The sequence below is a fragment of the Lentzea sp. NEAU-D7 genome, assembly GCF_026242055.1.
Taxonomy (GTDB): Bacteria; Actinomycetota; Actinomycetes; order Mycobacteriales; family Pseudonocardiaceae; genus Lentzea.
The window spans coordinates 208,336-230,183 of sequence record NZ_JAPJDL010000003.1 but is presented as its reverse complement, the minus strand read 5'-3'; the positions used below and the strand labels follow the sequence as shown (position 1 = coordinate 230,183).

The following is a 21,848-nucleotide window of genomic DNA, read 5'->3' as shown; positions in this document are numbered from 1 at the left end:
CTCGAACCAGTCCAAGTGCTTGGAGTTTCACATGCCGGCCGTCGTGCTGATCGGTGCCCAGTGGGGCGATGAGGGCAAGGGCAAGGCCACCGACATCCTCGGTGAGCGTGTCCAGTGGATCGTTCGTTACCAGGGCGGCAACAACGCGGGTCACACCGTCGTCCTCCCGGACGGTCAGAAGTTCGCCCTGCACCTCATCCCGTCCGGCATCCTCACGCCCGGCGTGAAGAACGTGATCGGCAACGGTGTCGTGGTCGACCCCGGCGTGCTGCTCACGGAGCTCGCGGGCCTGGAGGAGAAGGGCGTCGACACCAGCGGGCTGCTGATCTCGTCGGACGCGCACTTGATCATGCCGTACCACGTGGCCATCGACAAGGTGACCGAGCGCTACCTGGGCAAGGCGAAGATCGGCACGACCGGCCGCGGCATCGGCCCGGCCTACCAGGACAAGCTGGCCCGCGTCGGCGTCCGCGTGCAGGACCTGCTGGACGAGAAGATCCTCCGGCAGAAGGTCGAGGCGGCCCTGGACTTCAAGAACCAGGTGCTGGTCAAGGTCTACAACCGCAAGGCGCTCGACCCCGAGCAGGTCGTCGACCAGGTGCTGGAGCACGGTCAGCACTTCGTGCACCGCATCGCCGACACCCGCCTGCTGCTCAACCAGGCGCTCGACCGCGACGAGATCGTCGTGCTGGAGGGCTCGCAGGGCACCCTGCTCGACGTCGACCACGGCACCTACCCGTTCGTCACGTCGTCGAACCCGACCTCGGGCGGCGCGACCGTCGGTTCCGGTGTCGGCCCGACCCGCATCAGCACCGTGATCGGCATCCTGAAGGCGTACACGACCCGCGTCGGCTCCGGTCCGTTCCCGACCGAGCTGAACGACGACCAGGGCGAGTACCTGCGCAAGCAGGGCGGCGAGTTCGGTGTCACCACCGGGCGCTCGCGGCGCACCGGCTGGTTCGACGCCGTGATCGCCCGCTACGCCTCGCGCGTCAACGGCATCACCGACTACTTCCTCACCAAGCTCGACGTGCTGTCCGGCCTCGAGAAGGTCCCGGTCTGCGTCGCGTACGAAGTGGACGGTCGCCGGGTCGACGAGATGCCGATGACGCAGACCGACGTGCACCACGCCGTGCCGGTCTACGAGGAGCTGCCGGGCTGGTTCGAGGACATCTCGCACTGCCGTTCGTTCGACGAGCTGCCGGCGAACGCCAAGTCCTACGTCGAGTACCTGGAGAGCATCATCGGTGCCCGCGTCTCGGCGATCGGTGTCGGCCCCGGCCGCGACCAGACGATCGTGCGCCACGACGTGCTCAGCTGACAGCTCGTCCCTGGGCCTCGATCAGCGCGGTCTGCGTGACCTCCAACTGGTCGAGGCCCTTCAGGAACTCCTTCGTCATCGAACCGTCGTCCGGGCCGTTGTCCCGGAACACGACGAGACACGAGCGCGTGCCGTTCTCGAGCGCCAGCAACGCTTCCGCCCAGCTCGTCGCGATCTTCGGGTCCGGGGGCGCGGGGAACGGCGCGCGCAGCACCGGCCCGAGCGCCTCGCACCCGGCCGCGATCGCCGCCGGGTCCGCCGCCCGCACGCCGGTGAACACCTGCTCGCTCGCCCGTACGACGGCCGTCACCCGGTCCCAGCCGCCGCCGTACATCCACGTGCCCACGGCCACGTCCTGGTCGCCCTGAGGCCGCCCTGCGGTGGTTCCCAGGACGACGATCGCGAACGGCACCAGCACCGCGACGACGAAGGCGCGGAACACCGCCTGTGTGGCGGAGTCGAGCGCGAGCCCGGCGGGCGGCTCGGCCGGTTCCTCCGGACCAGGAGTCAGGTTGCGCCGGTAGCGCGTCCAAGCCGGCTGGATCGCGTAGAACAACAGCGCCACCACCAGGAGCAGTGCCGGACCGGCGGCGAGCCACCACAGCCGGTTGCCGAGGAACGCCGCCATGCACTCCCGATAACTGTCCCGTGTGGACTCACCGACGTCTTGGGTCAGGTAGAAGCCTGACCGCACCTGGCATCGGGCGTCGTCGAGCGGAGTGGCCGTCGTCCACGCGTGCGCGTACCGGTCGAAGATCAGCAACGTGGCCGCGACCGCCAACAGCGTCAGTGACGCGAACCTGAGCTTGGTGCCGAAAGGCACCCCCGGTCTGTCGCCCTCCGAATCCATGGCGTGAATCGTGATCGATCCGGCCGGAACTGTCACTAAGCCGTTGGCAGGAATATGTCCGTGCGGCGAACATGTCGATGTACGACGCGTTTTCACGATTTGGGCGTCGTTGACTCGTCTCGTGGGCTCGCCTGTACTTCCTGCCCATGACCTTGTCCATAGCAGGAGTGGCCGCGCGGCCGAAAACCGCGACGCCCGTGCAGACGCGGAAGTTCACGCTGCCGCTGCGGTGGATCAGCCCTGTCGCGCTGGTGCTGCTGTGGCAACTGGCCAGCTCAACGGGTGTGCTGTCGCCCGACAAGCTCGCTTCTCCGCTCACCGTCGCACAGGCCGCCGGTGAGCTGGTCGCGGACGGCCAATTGGGCGAGGCGTTCGCCGTGTCCATCACGCGTGTTCTGTTCGGATTTCTGATAGGCGGTTTTGCCGGGGTCGTTCTCGGGCTCGTGTCCGGCCTTTCCCGTTGGGGCGAGACATTGCTGGACCCGCCCGTGCAGATGTTGCGGACGCTGCCGCACCTCGGCCTGATCCCGTTGTTCATCCTCTGGTTCGGCATCGGTGAGGAGCCGAAACTCGCGCTGGTCGCGGCCGGGGTGGCGTTCCCGCTCTACCTCAACCTGCACGCGGGCATCCGGCAGACCGATCCCGGTCTGGTCGAGGCCGCCAGGGTGCTCGGCTACAGCCGGTTCGAGCGGATCGTGCACGTCGTGCTGCCGTCCGCCGTGCCGCAGACCCTGGTGGGACTGCGGATCGCGTTCGGCACCGCCTGGCTGTCGCTGATCGTCGCCGAGCAGATCAACGCCGACGCCGGTCTCGGCTTCCTGATCAACAACGCCCGTGAGTTCCTCCGCACCGACGTCGTGGTCGTCGGCCTCGTGGTCTACGCGCTGCTCGGCCTTACGACGGACGCCCTGGTGCGGTTGCTGGAAAGGAGGATCCTGCGATGGCGAGCCCGGTGAAGCCGGCCGTGAGCGTGCGAGGTCTGCACAAGGCCTTCGGCGCTCGAACGGTGCTGGACGGCATCGACCTGGAGGTCGAGCCCGGTGAGTTCGTGGCGCTGCTCGGACGCAGCGGGTGCGGCAAGTCGACGTTGCTGCGCATCCTCGCCGGCCTGGACCGCGAGGTCGGAGGCGAGGCGGAGGTCCCCGGCACGGTGTCGATCGCGTTCCAGCAGCCGCGTCTGCTGCCGTGGCGCAAGGTCTGGCGCAACATCTCGCTGGGCCTGCACAAGCCGAACGGCCGCGCGATCGCCCTGAAAGCGCTGGAAGAAGTGCGGCTGACCGACCACGCCGACGCGTGGCCGCTGACGTTGTCCGGCGGTGAGGCACAACGGGTCTCGCTCGCACGGGCGTTGGTGCGCGAACCGGACGTGCTGCTGCTCGACGAACCGTTCGGCGCGCTGGACGCGCTGACCAGGCTCGCCATGCACCACCTGGTGGAAGACCTGTGGGCCAGGCACAAGCCCGCCGTGCTGCTCGTGACGCACGACGTCGACGAGGCGCTGCTGCTGGCCGACCGGATCCTCGTGCTCGACGAGGGCCGGATCGTCGCGACCCACCACGTCGCCCTGCCCCGCCCGCGCCGCCGGGCATCCGTTGTGGAGCAACGCACCCGCGTGCTCGCTGACCTTGGAGTGGACGTTGAAGAAGCTGCGTGACAGAAGCCTGCTCGGCCTGCTGGCCGCGATCCTCTTCGCCACCGGGTGCTCGACGGGCACGCAGTCCGCGGACACGCCCGCCGCCGACGTCGTCCTCAAGGTCGGTGACCAGAAGGGCGGCGCCAAGTCGGTGCTGACCGCGGCCGGCCTGCTGGACGACTTCCCGTACAAGATCGAGTGGTCGACCTTCACCTCCGGTCCGCCCCTGCTCGAAGCGGCCTCCGCCGGTGCCATCGACGTCGGCGCGGTCGGCAACACACCGCCGATCTTCGCCGCGGCCGCGAACGCCAAGATCGCCGCGATCGGCGTCTCCAAGGGCCAGGTCGAGGCGGACGCGATCCTCGTGCCGGAGAACTCGCCGCTGCGCGCGGTCGCCGACCTGAGGGGCAAGAACATCGCTGTGGCCAAGGGGAGTTCGGCGCACGGCCAGATCCTGCTGACGTTGCGCTCGGCCGGTCTCACGACCAAGGACGTCACGCTGAACTTCCTGCAGCCCGCCGACGCGTACGGCGCGTTCACGCAGGGCCGGGTCGACGCGTGGGCGGTCTGGGACCCCTACACCGCACAGGCGCAGCAGGAGGCCAAGGCGCGCGTGCTCACCACCGGCGAGGGGAAGTCGAACGGGTACGGCTTCCAGGTCGCCGGCAGGAAGGCCTTGGACGACAAGGGGAAGAACCCGGCGCTGAAGGAGTACCTGATCCGCTACTACAAGGCCCAGAAGTGGGCCGACACGCACCGCGAGGAGTGGGCCAAGGCGTGGGCCGCGGAGACGGGCCTGAAGTACGAGGTCGCGCTGGCCGCGGTGAACCGCAACGGCGACGCGGTGGTGAAGCTGGACGACACGGTGATCAGGTCCGAGCAGGAGCTCGCGGACGCGTTCACCGAGGACAAGACACTGCCCGGCAAGGTCGACTTCGCGAAGTTCGTGGACACGAGGTTCCAGGGAGATCTGGCATGAGCATCACGCTGCACTGGTTCCTGCCGACGTCCGGTGACGGCCGCACGGTCGTGGAGCACTTCCACGCCAACCGCGCGCCCGCCGCCGGGGCACGTCGTGAGCCGGACATCGACTACCTGGCGCAGATCGCGCGCACGGCCGAGCAGGTCGGGTTCACCGGCGTGCTGACGCCGACCGGAACGTGGTGCGAGGACGCCTGGCTGACCACGTCCGCGTTGATCGCGCAGACGACGAGGCTGAAGTTCCTGGTGGCGTTCCGGCCCGGCGTGCTGTCGCCGACGCTGGCGGCGCAGATGGCCGCGACGTACCAGCGGATCTCGCGCGGCCGGTTGCTGCTCAACGTGGTCACCGGCGGCGACTCCGTGGAGCAGCGCCGGTTCGGTGACTGGCTGGACAAGGACCAGCGGTACGCGCGCACCGACGAGTTCCTGCAGGTGGTGCGCGGGATCTGGACCGGCAAGCCGTACACGTTCCAGGGCGAGCACTACCAGGTGCAGGACGCGACCGTGCTGGCCGCGCCGGACCCGGTGCCGCCGATCTACTTCGGTGGCTCGTCCGACGCCGCCCTGCCGGTGGCGGCCGCCCGCGCCGACGTCTACCTGACCTGGGGCGAGCCGCCGGAGGACGTGGCGGCGAAGATCGCGCGGGTGCGGGCGCTGACCGACCGCCCGATCCGGTTCGGCATCCGGTTGCACACGATCAGCAGGGACACGTCGTCGGAGGCGTGGGCGTCGGCCGCGAAGCTGCTCGACGCGCTGGACCCGGCCGCGGTGGCGAAGGCGCAGGAACAGCTCGGCGCGTCGGAATCCGTTGGACAGCAACGGATGCTCGCACTGCACGGCGGTGACCTGAGCCGCGGGGTGCGCGGTCTGGAGGTCTACCCGAACCTGTGGGCCGGCGTCGGGCTCGTGCGCGGTGGCGCGGGAACGGCGCTGGTGGGCTCGCACTCCGAGGTCGCGGACCTCATCGAGGAGTACCACTCCGTCGGCATCGACGAGTTCGTGCTGTCCGGCTACCCGCACCTGGAAGAGGCCTACTGGTTCGGCGAGGGCGTGCGGCCCCTGCTGAGGCAACGAGGGTTGCTCGACGGGGACCGCACGCTCGCACTCGCTAGCGCTTGACCTTGGCCTCCACGGCCGTGTCGGGGTTGTCCGCGAACACGCCGTCGACGCCCTGCTTGAAGAACAGGTCGTACTCCTCGAAGGCCCGGCCGTACGCGGCCGGGTCGGTCGAGGACCGGAAGTCCGCGGGCAGGAACGAGTTCTCGTTGCGGAACGTCCAGGAGTGCACGACCAGACCGGCCCTGTGGGCGTCCTTCACGACGGTCGTCGGCGCCTTGAGGAAGCCGCCGGCGTCACGCGGGATGATGATGTCCTTGGTGAGGCCGACGCCGTCCGCGTAGGAACGGATCTCGCGCAGACCCGCCGGGGTGACCAGGTCGGCGTAGGTGCGCTTGTCACCCGCCACGACGAAGTCGTACGGCGCGCCGGAACCGTTGACGAGCTGCACGATCGGCACGCGCAGCGACCGGTTGAGCTCCTTGAGGTTCGCGACCTCGAACGACTGCACGTAGACCTTGGCGCTGCTCCGGTTGAGGCCGTTGCGGTTCAGCACGTCGACGAGCTTCGGCTCCAGCGCGAGACCGATCGACTTGAAGTACGTCGGGTGCTTGGTCTCGGGGTAGATGCCGATCTCGCGGCGCAGCTCGCGGGACAGGCGCTTGGAGAGGTCGATGACCTCCTGCAGCGTCGGCACCTCGAACCGGCCGTCGTAGAGCGTGTTGCGCGGGCGGATCGCCGGGATGCGTTCCTCGGCGCGCAACGTCTTCAGCTCGGCGAGCGTGAAGTCCTCGGTGAACCAGCCGGTGACGGCGACGCCGTCGATGGTCTTGGTCTTCTTGCGGTCGGCGAACTGCGCCTTGGTGGCGACGTCGGTGGTGCCGCCGATCTCGTTCTCGTGCCGGGCGACCAGCTTGCCGTCCTTGGTGGGCACCAGGTCCGGCTCGATGAAGTCGGCACCCATGCGCGCGGCGAGCTCGTACGCCGCGAGCGTGTGCTCGGGCCGGTACGCCGAAGCGCCGCGGTGCCCGATGACGATCGGACCCTTGTCGTCATGTGCCGAGGCGGACGGCAGCGACGCCACCACCGCACCCGCGAACACGAGGACCACGGCGGCCAGACCTCTGCGTCCGATCCCCTTGGGGTTCATCGTTCGACCTCCCGTTGTGTTGAGAGCGCACCCAAGCATCGCAACACGAAATGCAGGTGAACGGTTACTCACGGGACAGTGCGGCTTCCTCCAGGTCCAGCTCCCGCAGCACGCGGAAGAGCACCTCGTCGTCGATCTCGCCCTTGTCCCTGGCCTTGACGAACTCGTCACGTTCCGCGCTGAGCATCACCCGGCGCAGCCTCCGGTACGCGGCCGCCGGGCTCTCCTCGTCCTGCCGCCCGAGCCGTTCCCACGCGGCGTTGCCGCGGTGCTCGGCGAGCGACCGGAGCTGGTCGCGGACGTGGTCGGGGACGTCCTCGGTCTCCTGGTCGAGCCTGGTGACCGCGGCCTGCGCGGCCCGGTGCTGCACCTGCGCCTCGGCCAGCGCGTCCTTGCGGGCGTCGTCCCCCGCGAAGCCGATCTTGCTGATCAGCCACGGCAACGTCGTGCCCTGCAGCAGCAGCGTCGCGACCGTGACCACGAACGCGCAGAACACGATGATGTCGCGGCCGGGAACGTCCTGCGGGATCGCGGCCGCCGCGGCCAGCGTCACCACACCCCGCATGCCGGTCCACGAGATCACCGTCACCTGGCCCAGGTGCGGCACGCCCTCACGTTCCCTGATCTTCTTGTTCAGCAGGACGGGCAGGTAGGACGCCGGGTACATCCACACGAACCGGGCGAGGACCGTGGCCAGCAGCACCGCCCCCGCGCCGAGCAGCAGGGCGGCGTTGAGGTCGGCGGCGCTGATGATCGACGACACCTGCAGCCCGATGAGCGCGAACACGAACGACTCCATCAGCGCGTCCACCGAACGCCACACCGCCCCGTCCTGCAGGCGGGTCGTGTAGCTGCCGCGCGGGGCGTTGTGGCCGATGTAGAGGCCGGCGACGACGACCGCGAGGACACCGGAGACGTGGAAACCCTCTTCCGCGAGCAGGTAGGCGCCGAACGGCACGAGCAGGCCGAGCGCGCTCTCCAACACGCCCTCGCAGAGCCGTTTGCGCAGGAAGCGGACGACGATCCCGACGACCAGGCCGATCGCGATGCCGCCGATCGTCACCTTCACGAACATCCACACCCCGTCGAGCGGGTGCATCGCCGCGCCCGCCGCGGCCGCCACCGCGACCTTGAACGCCGTCAGCGCCGTCGCGTCGTTGATCAGGCTCTCGCCGACCAGCAACGTCATCGCGCGGCGCTGCAACCCGAGCTTGCGGCCGATCGCGACGGCCGCCACGGCGTCCGGCGGCGCCACGACCGCGCCCAGCACGAGCGCGGCGGCGAACGGCAGGTCCGGGAAGACCAGCTTCGCCGTGACGCCCACGACGAACGTCGTGAACAGCACGAGCCCCACCGCGAGGAGACCGATCGGACGCAGGTTCGCGCGGATGTTGAGGTAGGAGCTGTCCAGCGCCGCGCTGTAGAGCAGCGGCGGCAGCACCACCAGCAGGATCAGGTGCGGATCGAGCTCGAACTCCGGCACGCCCGGGATGAACGAGACGATCAGGCCGACGGCCACGAGGACCAGCGGCGCCGACCAGTTCAACCGGCGCGCGACGGCCGTGACGATCAACGCCCCGAGGAGCAGCAGCAGAAGCTCAGGCCCGTACATGCCGCTCATTTTGCGCTCAACCGGCGCTCGTCCGCGCCGGGCGAGCAGTGGCGCCGGTGCTATGTGGACACTTCCGCCGGATGAGTCTTTGCAGTTCCTTTGGATTGATCCTCTGCTGCTGTGATCGCCCCCACAGTACGGTCGGTCCGTGGCCAACCCGGACCTCGCCCGCATCGTCGCGGAGCACGACGAGGAGATGCCGTCGCGTTCGCTCTCACCCAGGTGGGAGCGGGCGCTGTGGATCGCCGGCCTGCTGATCGCCCTCCTGGTGCTCAAGCAGGTGTTCTTCCCGTTCGCCAAGGGAAGCCAGTACTACCTGATCATCTTCCTGGCGGTGACCCTGCCGCTGGTGTTCCTCGCCTACGGCCGCGGGCACGCGCCGCCCTGGTGGGACTGGGTGCTGGCCGGTGCGGCCTTCGTGGCCGGCGCCTATCCGCTGTTCGGGGGCTTCGACGAGTTCCTGAACAGGCAGGGCCAGCTCTCGACGCTCGACGTCGTCGCGGGCTCGGTGCTGCTGGTGCTGATCCTGGAGGCGTGCCGGCGCACGACCGGCTGGGTGCTCCCGGTGGTCTGCCTCGCGTTCATCGCCTACGCCTACTACGGCGGGTTCCTGCCGCCGGCGTGGTCGATCGCGCACTCCGGCGTCGACTTCCCCCAGATCATCAACGGCTTCTTCAACGACGCCAGCGGGTTCTACGGCACGCCGCTGGACGTCGCGGCGACCTACATCGTGCTGTTCACGATCTACGGCGCCGTGCTGAACGCGTCGGGCGCGGGCAAGTTCTTCGTGGACGTCAGCTTCGCCGCCTTCCGCAAGTCGCGGACCGCTCCCGGCCGCACGGCGGCGACCGCGGGCTTCCTGCTGGGCACGGTGTCCGGCTCCGGCACGGCGACCACGGTGTCGCTGGGCGCCGTGACGTGGCCGATGCTGCAGAAGGCCGGATATCCCAAGGAGAACGCGGGCGGCCTGCTCGCGGCGTCCGGCATCGGCGCGATCCTCTCGCCGCCCACGCTGGGCGCGGCGGCGTTCATCATCGCCGAGTACCTGCAGGTCTCGTACCTGTCGGTGCTGATCTGGGCGATCATCCCGACGCTGCTCTACTACCTGGGCATCGCCCTGGCCGTGGAGGCCGACGCGCGGCGGTTCGGGGCGCGGCCGGTCGACGTGGACGCGCCGCGGTTCTTCGACGTGCTGAAGCTCGGCTGGTACCACTTCCTGTCGCTCGGGATCATCATCGTGTTCCTCGCGATGGACATCCCGGTCTACAAGGCCGTCGTGTACGCGACGGGCGTGGCCGCGCTGTTCGCGCTGATCAACCACCGGCACGAGTGGCTGAAGCTGATCGCGGACGCGCTGTCCGTGGGCGTGCGCTCGGCGTTCCCGGTGATCGCGGTGTGCGCGGCGGCCGGTGTCGTGACCTCGACCATCACCAAGACCGGGCTGGGGCAAGCGCTTGCGGGGTCGCTCGTCGACCTGGCTTCGGCCCTGACGTCCGAGCCCGTCGTGGTGCTGATGCTGACGGCGGTGCTCGCGGCCGTCGCGGTGTCCGTGCTCGGCCTGGCGGTGCCGGTGACGGCGTCGTTCATCATCTCGTGGGTCGTCATCGGACCGGCGTTGATCACGCTGGGCGTCGAGCCGGCCGAGACCGCGATGTTCATCTTCTACTACGCGGTGCTGTCCGAGGTGACACCGCCGACCGCCCTCGCCGCCGTCGCCGCCGCGGCGCTGACCGGCGGCGACGTGATGAAGACGATGTGGCAGACGTGGAAGTACACGCTGCCCGCGTTCCTCGTGCCGCTGGCGTTCGTGCTGACCGACGCCGGCGCCGCTCTGCTGCTGCGCGGGCCGCTGCTGGACTCGGTGTGGGCGTTCGGAGCGTCCGCTCTCGGGGTGGCCGCGCTCGCCGTGCTGACGGGCGGCTGGTTGTTCGGTCCCGCTCGCTGGCCGGAGCGCGCGCTGTGCGTGCCGGCCGCGTTGTTCCTGCTTTACCTGCAGCCGTTGACGATCGCCATCGGGGCCGGGTTCCTCGTGGTGGCCGTCGCGGTACACCTGGTGACCCGTGGGAGGGTTCGTGATGCTGCGTAAGTACGCGATCGGTGCGATCGCTTTGGCGCTCGTGGTTTCCGGGTGTGGCGGCAAACGCACGCCCACCACTCCGGACGCTTCGGGCGGCGGTGCGTCCTGCGAGGCCTCGGACGGCCGGATCACGATCGCGACCGGCAACTCCGGTGGCGTGTACTTCGTGGTCGGCGGCGGCCTGGCGAAGCTGATCTCCGACAACTCGAAGCTGAAGGCGTCGTCCGCCGAGACCGGTGCGTCGGTGCAGAACATCCAGCAGCTCGTCGCCGGCACCTACGACATCGCGTTCTCGCTGGCGGACACCGCCGCAGACGCCGTCAACGGTGCCGGGGCGTTCAACGGCAAGAAGGAGAAGATCGCGGCGCTGACGCGGATCTACCCGAACTACACGCAGGTGCTCGTGCGCGCGGACTCCGGGATCAACTCCGTCGCGGACATGAAGGGCAAGCGGATCTCGACCGGGTCGCCGAAGTCCGGCACCGAGGTGATCGCGGGACGGCTGCTGAAGTCGGCGGGCCTCAACATCGACTCGGACGTCCAGGCGCAGCGGCTCGACCTGACCAAGACCGCGGACGGCATGAAGGACGGCAGCATCGACGGCCTGATCTGGTCGGGCGGGCTGCCGACGCCGCAGATCACGGACATCACGACGTCGCTGAAGGACCGGGTGAAGTTCGTCGACATCACCCCGCTGCTGCCGGAGATGAAGAAGATCAGCCCGGTGTACGACACCGCGCCGATCCCGGCTGCGACCTACGGGGTGGCCGAGGTCTCCACGATCGTGGTGCCGAACCTGCTGCTCGTCCGCGAGGACTTCGCGGCCAACAACGCCTGCGCCGTCACCAAGCTGATCTTCGACAAGAAGGCTGACCTGGAGAAGGTGCACCCGGCCGTGAAGGACATCGTTCGCGACAAGGCCGCGGCCTCCGACCCCGTCCCGCTGCACCCTGGGGCGAAGCAGGCGCTCGGCTGAACTACGCTGGGCCCTCGTGCGCGTCCTGGTCATCGGGTCTGGAGCCCGTGAGCATGCCCTTGTCCTCGCGTTGTCGCGCGACCCGCAGCTGACTGCTTTGGCGTGCGCGCCGGGCAACGCAGGCATAGCCGGGCACGCCGAGATCTACGGCGTCGACGTCGCCGATGCCTCGGCCGTCGCCGGCCTCGCGAAGGAGTGGAAGGCCGATCTCGTCGTCATCGGCCCCGAACAACCTCTGGTGGTCGGGGCCGCTGACGCGGTCCGGGCCCTCGGCATCCCGTGCTTCGGCCCGTCGAAGGCCGCCGCCCGGATCGAGGGCTCGAAGGCGTTCGCGAAGGACGTCATGAACGCGGCGGAGGTGCCGACCGCGCACAGCGAGGTCGTGGACAACCCCGCCCGCCTCGACGCCGCTCTCGCGCGGTTCGGGCCGACGTGGGTCGTGAAGGACGACGGTCTCGCCGCCGGCAAGGGCGTCGTCGTCACCTCCGACCTGGCCGCGGCCCGTGCGCACGCCATGACGTTGCTCGACGGCGGCCACCCGGTGCTGCTGGAGTCGTTCCTGGACGGCCCGGAGGTGTCGCTGTTCTGCGTCACCGACGGCGAGACCGTGGTGCCGCTGATCCCGGCGCAGGACTTCAAGCGCGTGGGCGACGGCGACGCCGGCCCGAACACCGGCGGCATGGGCGCCTACGCGCCGCTGCCGTGGGCGCCGGAGGGCCTGGTCGACGACATCGTGTCGCGGTGCGTGCAGCCCGTGGTCGACGAGCTGCGCGCCCGGGACACCCCGTTCGTCGGCCTGCTGTACGCGGGTCTGGCGCTGACGTCGTCCGGCGTGCAGGTGATCGAGTTCAACTGCCGCTTCGGCGACCCGGAGACGCAGTCGGTGCTCGCACTGCTGAAGTCGCCGATCTCGGCGCTGTTCCTGGCGGCGGCCACCGGCTCGCTGGCGTCGCTGCCCGCTCTGGAGTGGGAGAACGGCTACGCCGTGACCGTCGTGATCGCGGCCGAGGGCTACCCGAACCTCCCGCGCACGGGCGACGTGATCACCGGCGCCGAGGCCGACGGCGTCCTGCACGCCGGCACGCGCCGCCGTGAGGACGGCGCCGTGGTCTCCGCGGGCGGCCGCGTCCTGTCCGTCGTCGGCACCGGCAAGTCGCTGTCGAAGGCCCGCGAGCGCGCCTACAAGCGCATCGCGGACATCCACCTCACCGGCTCGCACCACCGTTCCGACATCGCGTCGAAGGCCATCGACGGCAAGATCACCTTGCCGTGAGCCTTCTCGGGTGTGTGCTGGGCGGGGCCGTGGGAGATGGCCTGGGCGCGCCGATCGAGTTCTCGTCGATCGACACGATCCGCCACCTCCACGGCCCTTCGGGCGTCGTCGACCTGCCGTCGTTGGAGATCACCGACGACACCCAGATGGTGCTCTTCACCCTCGAGGGTCTCCTCCTCGCCCGGCAGCACGGAGTGGACCCGAGGCTGACCGTGCGGGCCGCCTACGGGCGCTGGCTGCACACGCAGGGCGGCCCGCTGGTCGCCTCCGACGGCTGGCTGATGGCCGACCAGCGCCTGCACTCACGGCGGGCGCCGGGCCACACGTGCATCACCGCGTTGAAGCACAACGAGAAGAACAACTCGAAGGGCTGCGGCGGCGTCATGCGCGCCGCCCCCGTCGCCGTCTGGTCGGACGACGTGCGCGAGGTCTTCTCGCTGGCCGCGGACACCGCCCGCATGACGCACCACCACCCGAGCGGCTACCTGTCGGCAGGCGCTCTGGCAGTGATCGTCCAAGCCCTGCTGGCAGGCTCGGACCTGGTTTCGGCGGTGGCCGTGGCACGCGCGGAACTCGTCCGCTGGGAAGGCCACGAGGAACAGACCTCGTTGCTGGACAAGGTGATGGGCCTCGGCCTGTTGACCCCGGAGGAGATCGAGTCCGAACTCGGCGGCGGCTGGGTGGGCGAAGAAGCCCTGGCCATCGGCCTGCACGCCGCCCTCGTCGGCGAGAACTTCGCCGACGCCGTCCGACTCGCCGTGAACCACTCGGGCGACTCCGACTCGACGGGCTCGATCTGCGGCAACATCCTCGGCGCCCGCGACGGCACGGACGTGATCCCCGACGCGTGGCTGGCCGTGCTGGAACTACGAGACGTGATGGAACGCCTGGTGCTCAGCTGGTGACAGGAATCCACAGCTCGGCAGTGGCCTGGTCACCGTCGATCTGCGTGCGCAACATCGACGGCCCCTCAGCGCTCTCGTAGCTGTTGGACGGGAACCACTGCGTGTAGACGTCCCGCCACATGTGCTGAATCGTCTCGGGATACGGCCCAGAAGCCGTGAACACCGCCCACGTGTTCTTGGGCACCTCAAGGGTTTCCATGTCCTCCGGCGCCTCCCGGCTGGTCACCACCCCCTGGAAGTAGTCGAGCATGTCACCTTCCTCGACCCCCTCCTGGTTGAAGGTGAGCGCCAGCATCCCCGCGGGCTCCCCGTCACTCAGCTCCTTCATCCTGTCGAGCGTGGGCATCCCGATGCCCTTCACGAACTCGACGATCGCGGGGTTCATCCCCAAGTGCACCAACGGCACCCGCGTCCCCCGTCCGACAACCCGGAACGCGTCCTTCTCGACAACCCGGTACTCCATGTTGGAACTCCCCTCGACAACTAGCCTGAACGTGAGAATCTGCTGCGACTGCAACGCCTTCCTGCCGGCCCGAGCCTCCTGCGGCCCGATCCCGTGCATGGCCTTGAAGGCCCGCGCAAAGGCCTCGTTGGACCCGTAGCCCCACTTGACGGCAATGTCGAGCAACGACCCGTGTCCACTAAGGACCTCGTTCGCCGCCTTCGTGAGCCGCCGGCGCCGGACGTACTCGCTGAGCGGAATCCCCGCCAGCGCACTGAACATCCGCCGCAGGTGGTACTCACTGGTCCCCGCGATCCGCGCGAGCACCTTGACGTCCACCTCTCCTTCGAGGTCGTCCTCGATGCGGGCCATGGCCTCGTTGAGTCGCTCTAGCACGTGTTCAACGCTATGGGGCTCGTGGCGTTCTCACCCGACTAGCTGTGCCCTATCCGATCGCCTCGCGCACCTCGTCCGCGACCTTCTGCGCTACCGCCTCTGCAGGGTTTTGATCAACACTGCCGCCGTGATGTCAGCTCTCGATCGGCACGCCGGAGCAAAGATGACCTCGATGATCAATCCGATGCGCTTCTTCACCGGCGGTTGCTGGAATGGGTGTTGAGGATTCACGCGTGCTCTCCAGGAACGACACCGACCGTGATGTGGAACCAACGAGGGGTGGTCTTCGTCCAACCACAGGTGCGTCTTACGCAGGCGTTGGTAACCTGCGAAGCGGGACCGAACCGTTACCAACCGTACGGGGGTAGGACGTCGTGACACAGGAGAGCGTGGGGGCGGAAGCCGTTCTCGGTGCCGCTGCGGGGGTGGCTGGTGGCGCGATGGCCGGTGCGGTCAGCGCGCTGAAGGCCGCGAACTCGGTCATGGACCGAGTTTCGGAGAGCCTGGCGGGCGGCGGGACCCAGAAGTTCCACGTCGAGAAGGACACCGTCCTTCAGGCAGGCAAGGTCGTCCACGATCAGTGGATGCTTCTCAACGCGGCGTACGTCAAAATCACACCCAAACTGCGAATTGTGGCCTCCGACGGCCAGGTCACATCGGACGTCGTGAATGCTTGGAACGATCGGTTGCTGTTTCACGACGACTCGTACGCGAACCGGATTTTGGCCTACATGAAGGTTCTGGAGAGTCTTTCGGACCAGCTGAAGGCTTCGGCTGAGCAGTACGGCTTCAGTGAAGAAGCGATCATGACGACGTTCAAGCCGAAAGCGTGACGATGCGTATCTCCAAGCTTGCCGCAGCAATGGCCTTCGTGGCGATTCTGGCGGCTTGCACCAGTGGCGGTGGTGAGAAGGGGACCCCTACTCCTGCGCCGCAGACGAACACCTCGTCCGGCAACGACTCGTCGGGCAAGCTGCCTGAGCGTCCGGCGAACCTGAAGGTTGATTCGGTGGACGCGTGCAAGCTGCTGACCGCCGACCAAACGCCGCAGATCGAGACGTCGTCTTCCAGGGCGGAGAACCTCGAGCTCGTGGACGGCAAGGAATCGGCGAGCTGTCACTACGAGAACGCCGGTCGTTACACCTACACAATTGGCGGGGTCACGCACAACGGCGTCGACTACTGGCTCAAGGGTGGAAACTTCACCACCAAAATCATCAGGGTCGCCGACTACGGCGCGGTACAGATCGAACTGTCCGGTGGCAGCGGTTTCGACTGCTCCGTGGCGATCGACGTGGCCGATGGCCAGCAGTTGATGGTCAGCTACATCCCGCTGACGACAGGTGAGAAGGACCAGGCCGTGCTCTGCAGCAAGGCCGCCAAGGCCGCTGGTCTCGCACTTGCGACGCTCAAGACATTGAAGTGAGGGGGAGTCATGTCGGGATATCGGCAGCTCACTGACTGGAACTTCGAGGGTTGGTCCAACGCGGATCTCGCGAGCGAGGTCCAGAAGCTCTCAGGTACCTCGGTCGCTTCCAAGTTCGGTGAAGCGTCCGCGGCGCTGCGCAGCCTTGCCAACACTCTGGAGTCGGTCGACCAGACGATCCGGGACCAGCTCAAGACGCTCAAGATCGAGTGGGGCGGTGCCACCGCTGAGAAGAGCCACACGAAGACCGACGTGGTCGCCGCAGGTCTCGACGACAGCAGCCAGGCGTCCAACGAAAGCTCTCAGGCGATGAGGCAGCAGAGTGAGAGCACCAGCCAGGCCCGTCACAGCACGCCTCCGTCGCAGGACCTGCGTGGCGACACCGAGCAGAACTTCGGGGACAAGGTCGGCGGCTTCTTCGGCATCGAGACCGACCACGCCAAGGAGGTCGAGGCGACGAACAGGGCTCGGCAGCAGGCGATCGACAGTCTGAACGGATACGTCACCGGCAGTCAGAACTCCCTCGACGGCTTCCGCGCTCCTGCTCAGGCGCCCGACATCGTTGTGGCCAGCTCTGCTGTCGCCACCCCCGTCGGTCCCCAGGTCGGCATGCCCGCAGGCGGCCCTCCCGGCATCAACGGCGGCGGCCCCGGCTTCACCGGCTCGCCCGGTAGCCCCGGCACGCCCGGCGTCCCAGGCGCCCCCATCCCGAGCACGCCCGGCAACGCCACCGGTGTCATGCCCGGCACCGGCACGCCGACCCCGCTCGCCGCAGGCCCCGGCCTGCCCAAGCCGTTCGGCACCCCGCCCATCGGCCTCGCCGCCGCGACGGCCGCGGCCGCGGGCATCGCCGGTGGTGCGGCCAGCGCGCGTGGAGCGCAGGTCGTCGGTGGTGGACGTGGTCCCAGCCAGGCTCCCAAGACGCCCATCGCGCCCGCTGGACCGAAGGGTGCGCCCAGCACGATCGGCGGCACCAAGGCTGGTGGCGGCGGTGCTGGAGCCGGTGGTGCTGGTGCTGGCGGTACCGGTGCTGCGGGCAAGGGACCCGGTGGCGCCATGACGCCCGGCGGCGCCACTGGCGTCGGACCCGAGGCGAATCGTGGCGGTGCTGCGGCTGCTGCCGGTAAGGCCGGTGTTGGTGGCAAGGGCGCTGGTTCGCTCATGTCGCCAGCGGCCAGCGCTGCCAGGGGTGAGGGCGAGGAGGACGGCGAGCACGTGCGCAAGTACGGCGTCGACTCCGACGAGATGTTCGGTGATGACCGCATGGTGGTTCAGTCCGTCATCGGCGAAGACCCGAAGGACAAGTAGATCCCTTGAGCTCACCAGGTTCTGTGGTTCTGTCCACAGTGGAGTTCGCCGTGGTCTGGGAGGCGCAACGCCTCCCGGCCGCGCACGTCGCGCTCGACACGCGGATTCCCTCCATCACCCACACCGAGAAGTCCGAGGTGGTGAAGCGGGCCTGGGAGTCGCTGGAGGCGCGCGGTCTCGCCCGCAACGGGCGGGTCGTGCCCGAGCTCGCCGATGGGTTCGCGTTGCTGGCGAACCACCAGGTGTCGATCGACCTGTGGATCTGGGCCGACCGGCAGATCAGCGGACTCGCGGCGGCGATCGGGGACGAGGCGATCCTGGCGGTGCAGGACCGCGACGAGATGTGGTTGATCGAGGCCCGCGGCACGGCGCTCGCCGAGGCCGCGGTGTCGGTCGCCGGGGAGATGCCCGCCGGGTTCGGGCGGTCGACCAGCATGCCCTACGACGAGCTGGTGGCCGCTGCCAAGAACGTCGGGCTCGACGCGCAGGCGATGATCACCTCGCTGGAGCGGCGGGGCATGCGGCTCGGTGACGCCCAGGAGCTCGCCGGCATGCTCGACGGCATCTCCACGCGCGGACAGTTCGGCGCGCAACGCAACGGGCGGCGTGCCGATCGCGTCGTTTCCTTCCACGACACGCACAACGGGCGGTATCTCCGTCAGCTCAAGCCGAGCAGCGACGGCCGCAAGTGGTGCACCATCACGCCGGTCGACAACCATCGGCTCGCCGGAGCGATCTGGGAGCTTTTGCAGGAAGTCTGATCACGGAACCCTCGCACGTGCCCGCCCGTCGAACTCGACGGGCGGGCATCGTCGTCTCGAAAGAGCGAATCGGCGCACTGCCCGACGCAATTCGTTCTAAAGTCGGTGAGCAGACGTTGAGGGGGTAGGGCGCGCATGGCTGCGACGAAGTTCAACACTGAAGCCATGGAACAGTGCCGAACGACCGTGAGCAGTCAGGCCGGACAATTCGGCGCGATCGGTGACGGCTTTTCCGGCCAGTACGGCAATCCGGACATTTTCGGAAAGCTCGGATCGTCCGGTGCGATCTCCGCGGCGGTGTCCGCAATGGACCAGGCGGGCACGCAGGAGTTCGAGGCGGCCGAAAAGGTGCTGCGCAAGGTCGAGGGTGCGCTGGACACGATCCAGACCGGCGTCGCGGACGTCGAGGAAGCCAACAAGAACTCCTTGAAGGCGGTCTGACATGAGCGCGATGGACGAAGTCGCGGCGCTGCCCGGCGGCGCCGACCTGGCCGCGCTCGCGGACAAGATCGAGACCGCACAACCCCAGGCCGTGCGCGACATCGCGAACCGCTGGAAGCAGGCCGCGGGCAAGTGCGGCGACCAGACGAACGTCCTGCAGCGGTCCGTCACGCAACTCGACGGCGCCTGGGAAGGCAAGTCCGCCGACGGTTTCATCGCCTACATGGCCGGCGTCACCAAGTGCGGCACCTCGATGGCCGAAGCGCTCAACAACGCCGCGACCGACCTGGAGGCGGCCGCGAACGCGTTGGAAACCGCGAAGACCTCGATGAGCCGCATCTGCGAGAACCTCCTGAGCCGCGCCCGCCAAGCGCGCCAGCAACTGCACAACCAGCCACAAGAAGACGTCGACAGCGTGATCCGCGGCTACTGCGCCGAAGCCACCAGCGACGCCCAACCCGTTGTGTCCCAAGCGGAAAGCGCGGTCAACGCCGCCGCCGGCACCCTGAAGTCCCGCCCCGGAGCACTGACCCCGAAGTTCTCGTCGCTCGCGGACCCGAACACCCAGTCCTTCACCCCGGCCCCCGGCAAGCCCGTCGAGTGGGCCCCGACCCCACCGCCGGACGAGTCGACCAAGACCTCGTCCGCACCGAACCCGCAGCCCGCGCCGGCCACCACGTCCAACCACGGTGGCGGAGGCGGCGGAGGAGGTGGCGGCGCTTCCGGTGGAGGCGGCGGTGGCGGAGGCGGTGGAGGTGAGGGCGGCGGCATGGGCGGTCTCGGCTCCAGCGGCGGCCCGCCCTCCGGCAGCCCGCCTCCCGGCAACGTCGAGGAGTGGATCCGCGAGGCCATCAAGATCCTCCAGGCCGCAGGGATCCCGGTCACCGAAGAGAACATCGACGAGATCTGGAAGATCATCGAGAAGGAGTCGAGCGGCAACCCGCACGCCATCAACCTCTGGGATTCCAACGCCCAGGCGGGAACGCCCTCCAAGGGCCTCATGCAGTGCATCGACTCGACGTTCAACGCGCACAAGCTGCCCGGCCACGACGACATCTGGAATCCGGTGGACAACATCATCGCGGGTGTCCGGTACACGTTCTCGCGCTACGGCGGCTTCGAAGGACACCCCGGCCTGAAGGCGATGTCCCAGGGCGGCGGTTACCAAGGGTATTAGTGCGCTCGATCGGGTGAGCTTTGTCCGGAATCCGGCACTTCTTCGTCAGGTGAGTCGTGACGGAAATGCGCGGGATGTTGGTTATCCACACCCACACGGGTGACGAATGTCCTGAAACACTGTTATCTGCGCCCGCATATTGCGGAAGCGCGGGGGGTGCGACCAACGGTGTTGCGCCCAGGAACGTTGTGAGTTGACGTGATGGGACCTGGAGGCTGGGTCGCTGGGGCGAGGGTGCCGGGCCGGTGAGATCTAGGACGCAGGGTGCTGGGGTGGCGAGGACTGGAGTGGCGGGGCTCTGACGACGGGGCGCTGCGGCAGTGGGGCTGAGATGGTGATGGTCAGGGACCGAGACCGGTGCCGGAAATCTGGGACAGGTACCGGAGGTCTGGCCGCGACCGGAGGCTGGACGGGCACCCGAGGCTGGACGGGGACCAGAGGCCTGGGTCTGGGACAGGACCTGAGGATCGGGACCTAGAGATCGGGCACTGGGACCTGGGGACTTGGACCTGGGAGGACTCGGACTTGGGGATCTCGGGTAAAAGCTGACGCGGCCGGGCCGAGGTGGCGATCCGAGGCGCCGCGCGAACCTGCCGGACGTGAGCCGCGAGACGGACAGAGGTGTGGCGAGGTAGCGGGCAGTTAGCCTGACGGCATGCTGACCGTGGCTGCCCGCGCCGACGTCCCGCCCTTCCACGTCATGGACGTGCTGTCCGCCGCCGCGCGGAGGCAGCGGACGCACGGTGACGTGATCTCCCTGGCCGCCGGCCAGCCGTCTAGCCCCGCGCCGCGGCCGGTGCGGGAGGCCGCGGCACGCGCACTGGACGCGCACGCGCTCGGCTACACCGAGCAGCTCGGGATTCCGGAGCTGCGGCAGGCCATCGCCGGGCACTACAAGCGGCAGTACGACCTCGACGTGTCGGCGGACGACGTGGTGGTGACCACGGGGTCGTCGGGGGCGTTCACGCTCGCGTTCCTCGCGGCCTTCGACGCCGGTGATCGGGTGGCCTTGGCGCGGCCGGGGTATCCGGCTTACCGCAACATCCTCAAGGCGTTGGGGTGCGAGGTCGTCGAGTTGCCGTGTGGGCCGGAGACGCGGTTCCAGCCGACGGTCGAGATGCTCGATCCCGGGCTCAAGGGTGTGATCGTGGCCAGTCCGGCCAACCCGACCGGGACCGTCGCCGAGGTCGAGCCGATCGCGGCGTGGTGTGCCGCCAACGGGGTTCAGCTGATCAGCGACGAGATCTACCACGGGATCAGCTACGGCGAGCCGCTGAAGTGTGCCTGGGAGACGTCGCGGGACGCGATCGTCGTCAACTCGTTCTCCAAGGCCTTCGCGATGACCGGGTGGCGGCTCGGGTGGATGTTGCTGCCGGAGCGGTTGCGCCGGGCCGTGGACTGCCTGACCGGCAACTTCACGTTGTGTCCGCCCGCGCTGGCGCAGTACGCGGCGGTCGAGGCCTTCCACGAGGACGCGTACGCGGAGACGGCCGAGCACCTCAAGCGGTACAAGGTGAACCGCGACCTGCTGGTCGAAGGGCTCACGGACCTCGGCATCGACAAGCTCGCGCCGGCCGACGGGGCGTTCTACGTGTACGCGGACGTGCGGCATCTGACGGACGACTCGATGGGGTTCTGCAAGAAGCTGCTCGAAGACACCGGGGTCGCGATCGTGCCCGGGATCGACTTCGACCCCGTGGACGGGCACCACTTCGTGCGGATGTCGTTCGCGGGCTCCACGCAGGACGTCGAGGAGGCCCTGCGGCGGCTGAAGGCCTGGCTCTGACCCAACGCAAGCCCATCAGCCCCGCGAAGCCCAAGGCCAAAAACCAAGAGCAACAAATCCGGGCGGCCGGACGTTCACAGAGCGAGGAACGGGAGGTCCTATGTGGGCGATCATCGGGTGGCTCGTGGCGATCTGGATCGTGCTGGCCGTCGTCGGCGCCGTCGTGAAAGGCCTTTTCTGGCTCGCTGTGATTGGAGGACTACTCCTCGCAGGCACGGCGGCTTACGGTGCCGTCAAATCCAAGCGATGACTCTGGATTAATGCGAACGCACCGCTC

Annotated in this window: 21 protein-coding genes; 17 read left to right on the top strand and 4 right to left on the bottom strand. The window is 68.5% G+C overall.

Going from position 1 to position 21,848, the window contains the following annotated elements; genetic code table 11:
* Positions 1-31 precede the first annotated feature (31 nt).
* Entirely contained in the window at positions 32-1,321 is a 1,290-nt protein-coding gene (locus ORI60_RS07970) for an adenylosuccinate synthase (protein ID WP_030477761.1), read from the top strand.
* Here the strand turns inward: ORI60_RS07970 and ORI60_RS07965 are convergent.
* Positions 1,314-2,171, bottom strand: coding sequence for a hypothetical protein (locus ORI60_RS07965; RefSeq protein WP_266035869.1), 858 nt, complete (start codon positions 2,169-2,171; stop codon positions 1,314-1,316). The genes ORI60_RS07970 and ORI60_RS07965 overlap by 8 nt on opposite strands.
* 146 nt (positions 2,172-2,317) lie before the next feature.
* On the opposite strand from ORI60_RS07965, the gene ORI60_RS07960 reads away from it, so the two are divergent.
* From ORI60_RS07960 to ORI60_RS07945, 4 genes are read left to right on the top strand one after another with little or no spacing between them, the layout of a single operon-like run.
* Entirely contained in the window at positions 2,318-3,127 is an 810-nt protein-coding gene (locus ORI60_RS07960; RefSeq protein WP_266035868.1) for an ABC transporter permease subunit, read from the top strand.
* Positions 3,112-3,825: an ABC transporter ATP-binding protein gene (locus tag ORI60_RS07955; protein WP_266035866.1), complete on the top strand. Its 714-nt coding sequence runs from the start codon at positions 3,112-3,114 to the stop codon at positions 3,823-3,825. The genes ORI60_RS07960 and ORI60_RS07955 overlap by 16 nt, the downstream gene beginning before the upstream one ends.
* Complete coding sequence (locus ORI60_RS07950; protein WP_416234381.1) at positions 3,818-4,783, top strand: ABC transporter substrate-binding protein; 966 nt, start codon at positions 3,818-3,820, stop codon at positions 4,781-4,783. Before ORI60_RS07955 ends, ORI60_RS07950 begins: the two co-directional genes overlap by 8 nt.
* Entirely contained in the window at positions 4,780-5,904 is a 1,125-nt protein-coding gene (locus ORI60_RS07945) for an LLM class flavin-dependent oxidoreductase (RefSeq protein ID WP_266035864.1), read from the top strand. Before ORI60_RS07950 ends, ORI60_RS07945 begins: the two co-directional genes overlap by 4 nt.
* Here ORI60_RS07945 and ORI60_RS07940 read toward each other — a convergent pair.
* Together ORI60_RS07940 and ORI60_RS07935 are read right to left on the bottom strand one after the other, a co-directional pair.
* Positions 5,894-6,991: a glycerophosphodiester phosphodiesterase gene (locus ORI60_RS07940; RefSeq protein ID WP_266035862.1), complete on the bottom strand. Its 1,098-nt coding sequence runs from the start codon at positions 6,989-6,991 to the stop codon at positions 5,894-5,896. The two genes, ORI60_RS07945 and ORI60_RS07940, sit on opposite strands and share 11 nt — an antisense overlap.
* A 64-nt stretch (positions 6,992-7,055) precedes the next feature.
* Positions 7,056-8,603: a Na+/H+ antiporter gene (locus ORI60_RS07935; RefSeq protein WP_266035861.1), complete on the bottom strand. Its 1,548-nt coding sequence runs from the start codon at positions 8,601-8,603 to the stop codon at positions 7,056-7,058.
* Between the two features lie 196 nt (positions 8,604-8,799).
* On the opposite strand from ORI60_RS07935, the gene ORI60_RS07930 reads away from it, so the two are divergent.
* From ORI60_RS07930 to ORI60_RS07915, 4 genes are read left to right on the top strand one after another with little or no spacing between them, the layout of a single operon-like run.
* On the top strand, positions 8,800-10,689 hold the full coding sequence (locus ORI60_RS07930; RefSeq protein ID WP_266036587.1) for a TRAP transporter permease: 1,890 nt from the start codon (positions 8,800-8,802) through the stop codon (positions 10,687-10,689).
* The gene (locus tag ORI60_RS07925; RefSeq protein ID WP_266036586.1) at positions 10,679-11,656 is read left to right on the top strand and encodes a TAXI family TRAP transporter solute-binding subunit; all 978 of its coding nucleotides are present in this window, start codon (positions 10,679-10,681) and stop codon (positions 11,654-11,656) included. The genes ORI60_RS07930 and ORI60_RS07925 overlap by 11 nt, the downstream gene beginning before the upstream one ends.
* Before the next feature lie 16 nt (positions 11,657-11,672).
* Positions 11,673-12,929, top strand: coding sequence for a phosphoribosylamine--glycine ligase (purD, locus tag ORI60_RS07920; protein ID WP_266035859.1), 1,257 nt, complete (start codon positions 11,673-11,675; stop codon positions 12,927-12,929).
* A complete protein-coding gene (locus ORI60_RS07915; protein WP_266035858.1) occupies positions 12,926-13,834 on the top strand; it encodes an ADP-ribosylglycohydrolase family protein in 909 nt (302 codons plus the stop codon). The genes purD and ORI60_RS07915 overlap by 4 nt, the downstream gene beginning before the upstream one ends.
* On the opposite strand, the gene ORI60_RS07910 is transcribed toward ORI60_RS07915, so the two are convergent.
* Complete coding sequence (locus tag ORI60_RS07910) at positions 13,824-14,672, bottom strand: AraC family transcriptional regulator (protein WP_266035856.1); 849 nt, start codon at positions 14,670-14,672, stop codon at positions 13,824-13,826. The two genes, ORI60_RS07915 and ORI60_RS07910, sit on opposite strands and share 11 nt — an antisense overlap.
* Positions 14,673-15,046: 374 nt before the next feature.
* Between ORI60_RS07910 and ORI60_RS07905 the strand changes: the two genes are divergently transcribed.
* The 8 genes from ORI60_RS07905 (at position 15,047) to ORI60_RS07870 (ending at position 21,821) form a co-directional block, all read left to right on the top strand.
* Entirely contained in the window at positions 15,047-15,505 is a 459-nt protein-coding gene (locus ORI60_RS07905; RefSeq protein ID WP_266035854.1) for a hypothetical protein, read from the top strand.
* A gap of 2 nt (positions 15,506-15,507) precedes the next feature.
* Entirely contained in the window at positions 15,508-16,098 is a 591-nt protein-coding gene (locus tag ORI60_RS07900; RefSeq protein ID WP_266036585.1) for a DUF3558 domain-containing protein, read from the top strand.
* 9 nt (positions 16,099-16,107) lie between these two features.
* Positions 16,108-17,406 (top strand): WXG100 family type VII secretion target, encoded by a 1,299-nt coding sequence (locus ORI60_RS07895; RefSeq protein WP_266035852.1) that lies wholly within the window; start codon positions 16,108-16,110, stop codon positions 17,404-17,406.
* Positions 17,407-17,429: 23 nt separating this feature from the next.
* On the top strand, positions 17,430-18,167 hold the full coding sequence (locus ORI60_RS07890; RefSeq protein ID WP_266035850.1) for an ESX secretion-associated protein EspG: 738 nt from the start codon (positions 17,430-17,432) through the stop codon (positions 18,165-18,167).
* 135 nt (positions 18,168-18,302) lie between these two features.
* Positions 18,303-18,608 carry a hypothetical protein gene (locus ORI60_RS07885; RefSeq protein WP_266035848.1) on the top strand — a complete coding sequence of 102 codons (306 nt, stop codon included), beginning with the start codon at positions 18,303-18,305 and terminating at the stop codon, positions 18,606-18,608.
* Position 18,609: 1 nt separating this feature from the next.
* Entirely contained in the window at positions 18,610-19,785 is a 1,176-nt protein-coding gene (locus tag ORI60_RS07880) for a transglycosylase SLT domain-containing protein (RefSeq protein WP_416234373.1), read from the top strand.
* Positions 19,786-20,440: 655 nt separating this feature from the next.
* Positions 20,441-21,571 (top strand): pyridoxal phosphate-dependent aminotransferase, encoded by a 1,131-nt coding sequence (locus tag ORI60_RS07875; RefSeq protein ID WP_266035844.1) that lies wholly within the window; start codon positions 20,441-20,443, stop codon positions 21,569-21,571.
* Between the two features lie 100 nt (positions 21,572-21,671).
* Positions 21,672-21,821, top strand: coding sequence for a hypothetical protein (locus ORI60_RS07870; RefSeq protein ID WP_266035842.1), 150 nt, complete (start codon positions 21,672-21,674; stop codon positions 21,819-21,821).
* Positions 21,822-21,848: the final 27 nt, after the last annotated feature.

Coding starts and splice junctions, on each gene's coding strand:
- ORI60_RS07970 (WP_030477761.1), top strand. CDS start 32: ATGCCGGCCGTCGTGCTGATCGGTGCCCAGTGGGGCGATGAGGGCAAG.
- ORI60_RS07965 (WP_266035869.1), bottom strand. CDS start 2,171: ATGGATTCGGAGGGCGACAGACCGGGGGTGCCTTTCGGCACCAAGCTC.
- ORI60_RS07960 (WP_266035868.1), top strand. CDS start 2,318: ATGACCTTGTCCATAGCAGGAGTGGCCGCGCGGCCGAAAACCGCGACG.
- ORI60_RS07955 (WP_266035866.1), top strand. CDS start 3,112: ATGGCGAGCCCGGTGAAGCCGGCCGTGAGCGTGCGAGGTCTGCACAAG.
- ORI60_RS07945 (WP_266035864.1), top strand. CDS start 4,780: ATGAGCATCACGCTGCACTGGTTCCTGCCGACGTCCGGTGACGGCCGC.
- ORI60_RS07940 (WP_266035862.1), bottom strand. CDS start 6,991: ATGAACCCCAAGGGGATCGGACGCAGAGGTCTGGCCGCCGTGGTCCTC.
- ORI60_RS07935 (WP_266035861.1), bottom strand. CDS start 8,603: ATGTACGGGCCTGAGCTTCTGCTGCTGCTCCTCGGGGCGTTGATCGTC.
- ORI60_RS07930 (WP_266036587.1), top strand. CDS start 8,800: ATGCCGTCGCGTTCGCTCTCACCCAGGTGGGAGCGGGCGCTGTGGATC.
- ORI60_RS07925 (WP_266036586.1), top strand. CDS start 10,679: ATGCTGCGTAAGTACGCGATCGGTGCGATCGCTTTGGCGCTCGTGGTT.
- ORI60_RS07900 (WP_266036585.1), top strand. CDS start 15,508: ATGCGTATCTCCAAGCTTGCCGCAGCAATGGCCTTCGTGGCGATTCTG.
- ORI60_RS07895 (WP_266035852.1), top strand. CDS start 16,108: ATGTCGGGATATCGGCAGCTCACTGACTGGAACTTCGAGGGTTGGTCC.
- ORI60_RS07885 (WP_266035848.1), top strand. CDS start 18,303: ATGGCTGCGACGAAGTTCAACACTGAAGCCATGGAACAGTGCCGAACG.
- ORI60_RS07880 (WP_416234373.1), top strand. CDS start 18,610: ATGAGCGCGATGGACGAAGTCGCGGCGCTGCCCGGCGGCGCCGACCTG.
- ORI60_RS07875 (WP_266035844.1), top strand. CDS start 20,441: ATGCTGACCGTGGCTGCCCGCGCCGACGTCCCGCCCTTCCACGTCATG.
- ORI60_RS07870 (WP_266035842.1), top strand. CDS start 21,672: ATGTGGGCGATCATCGGGTGGCTCGTGGCGATCTGGATCGTGCTGGCC.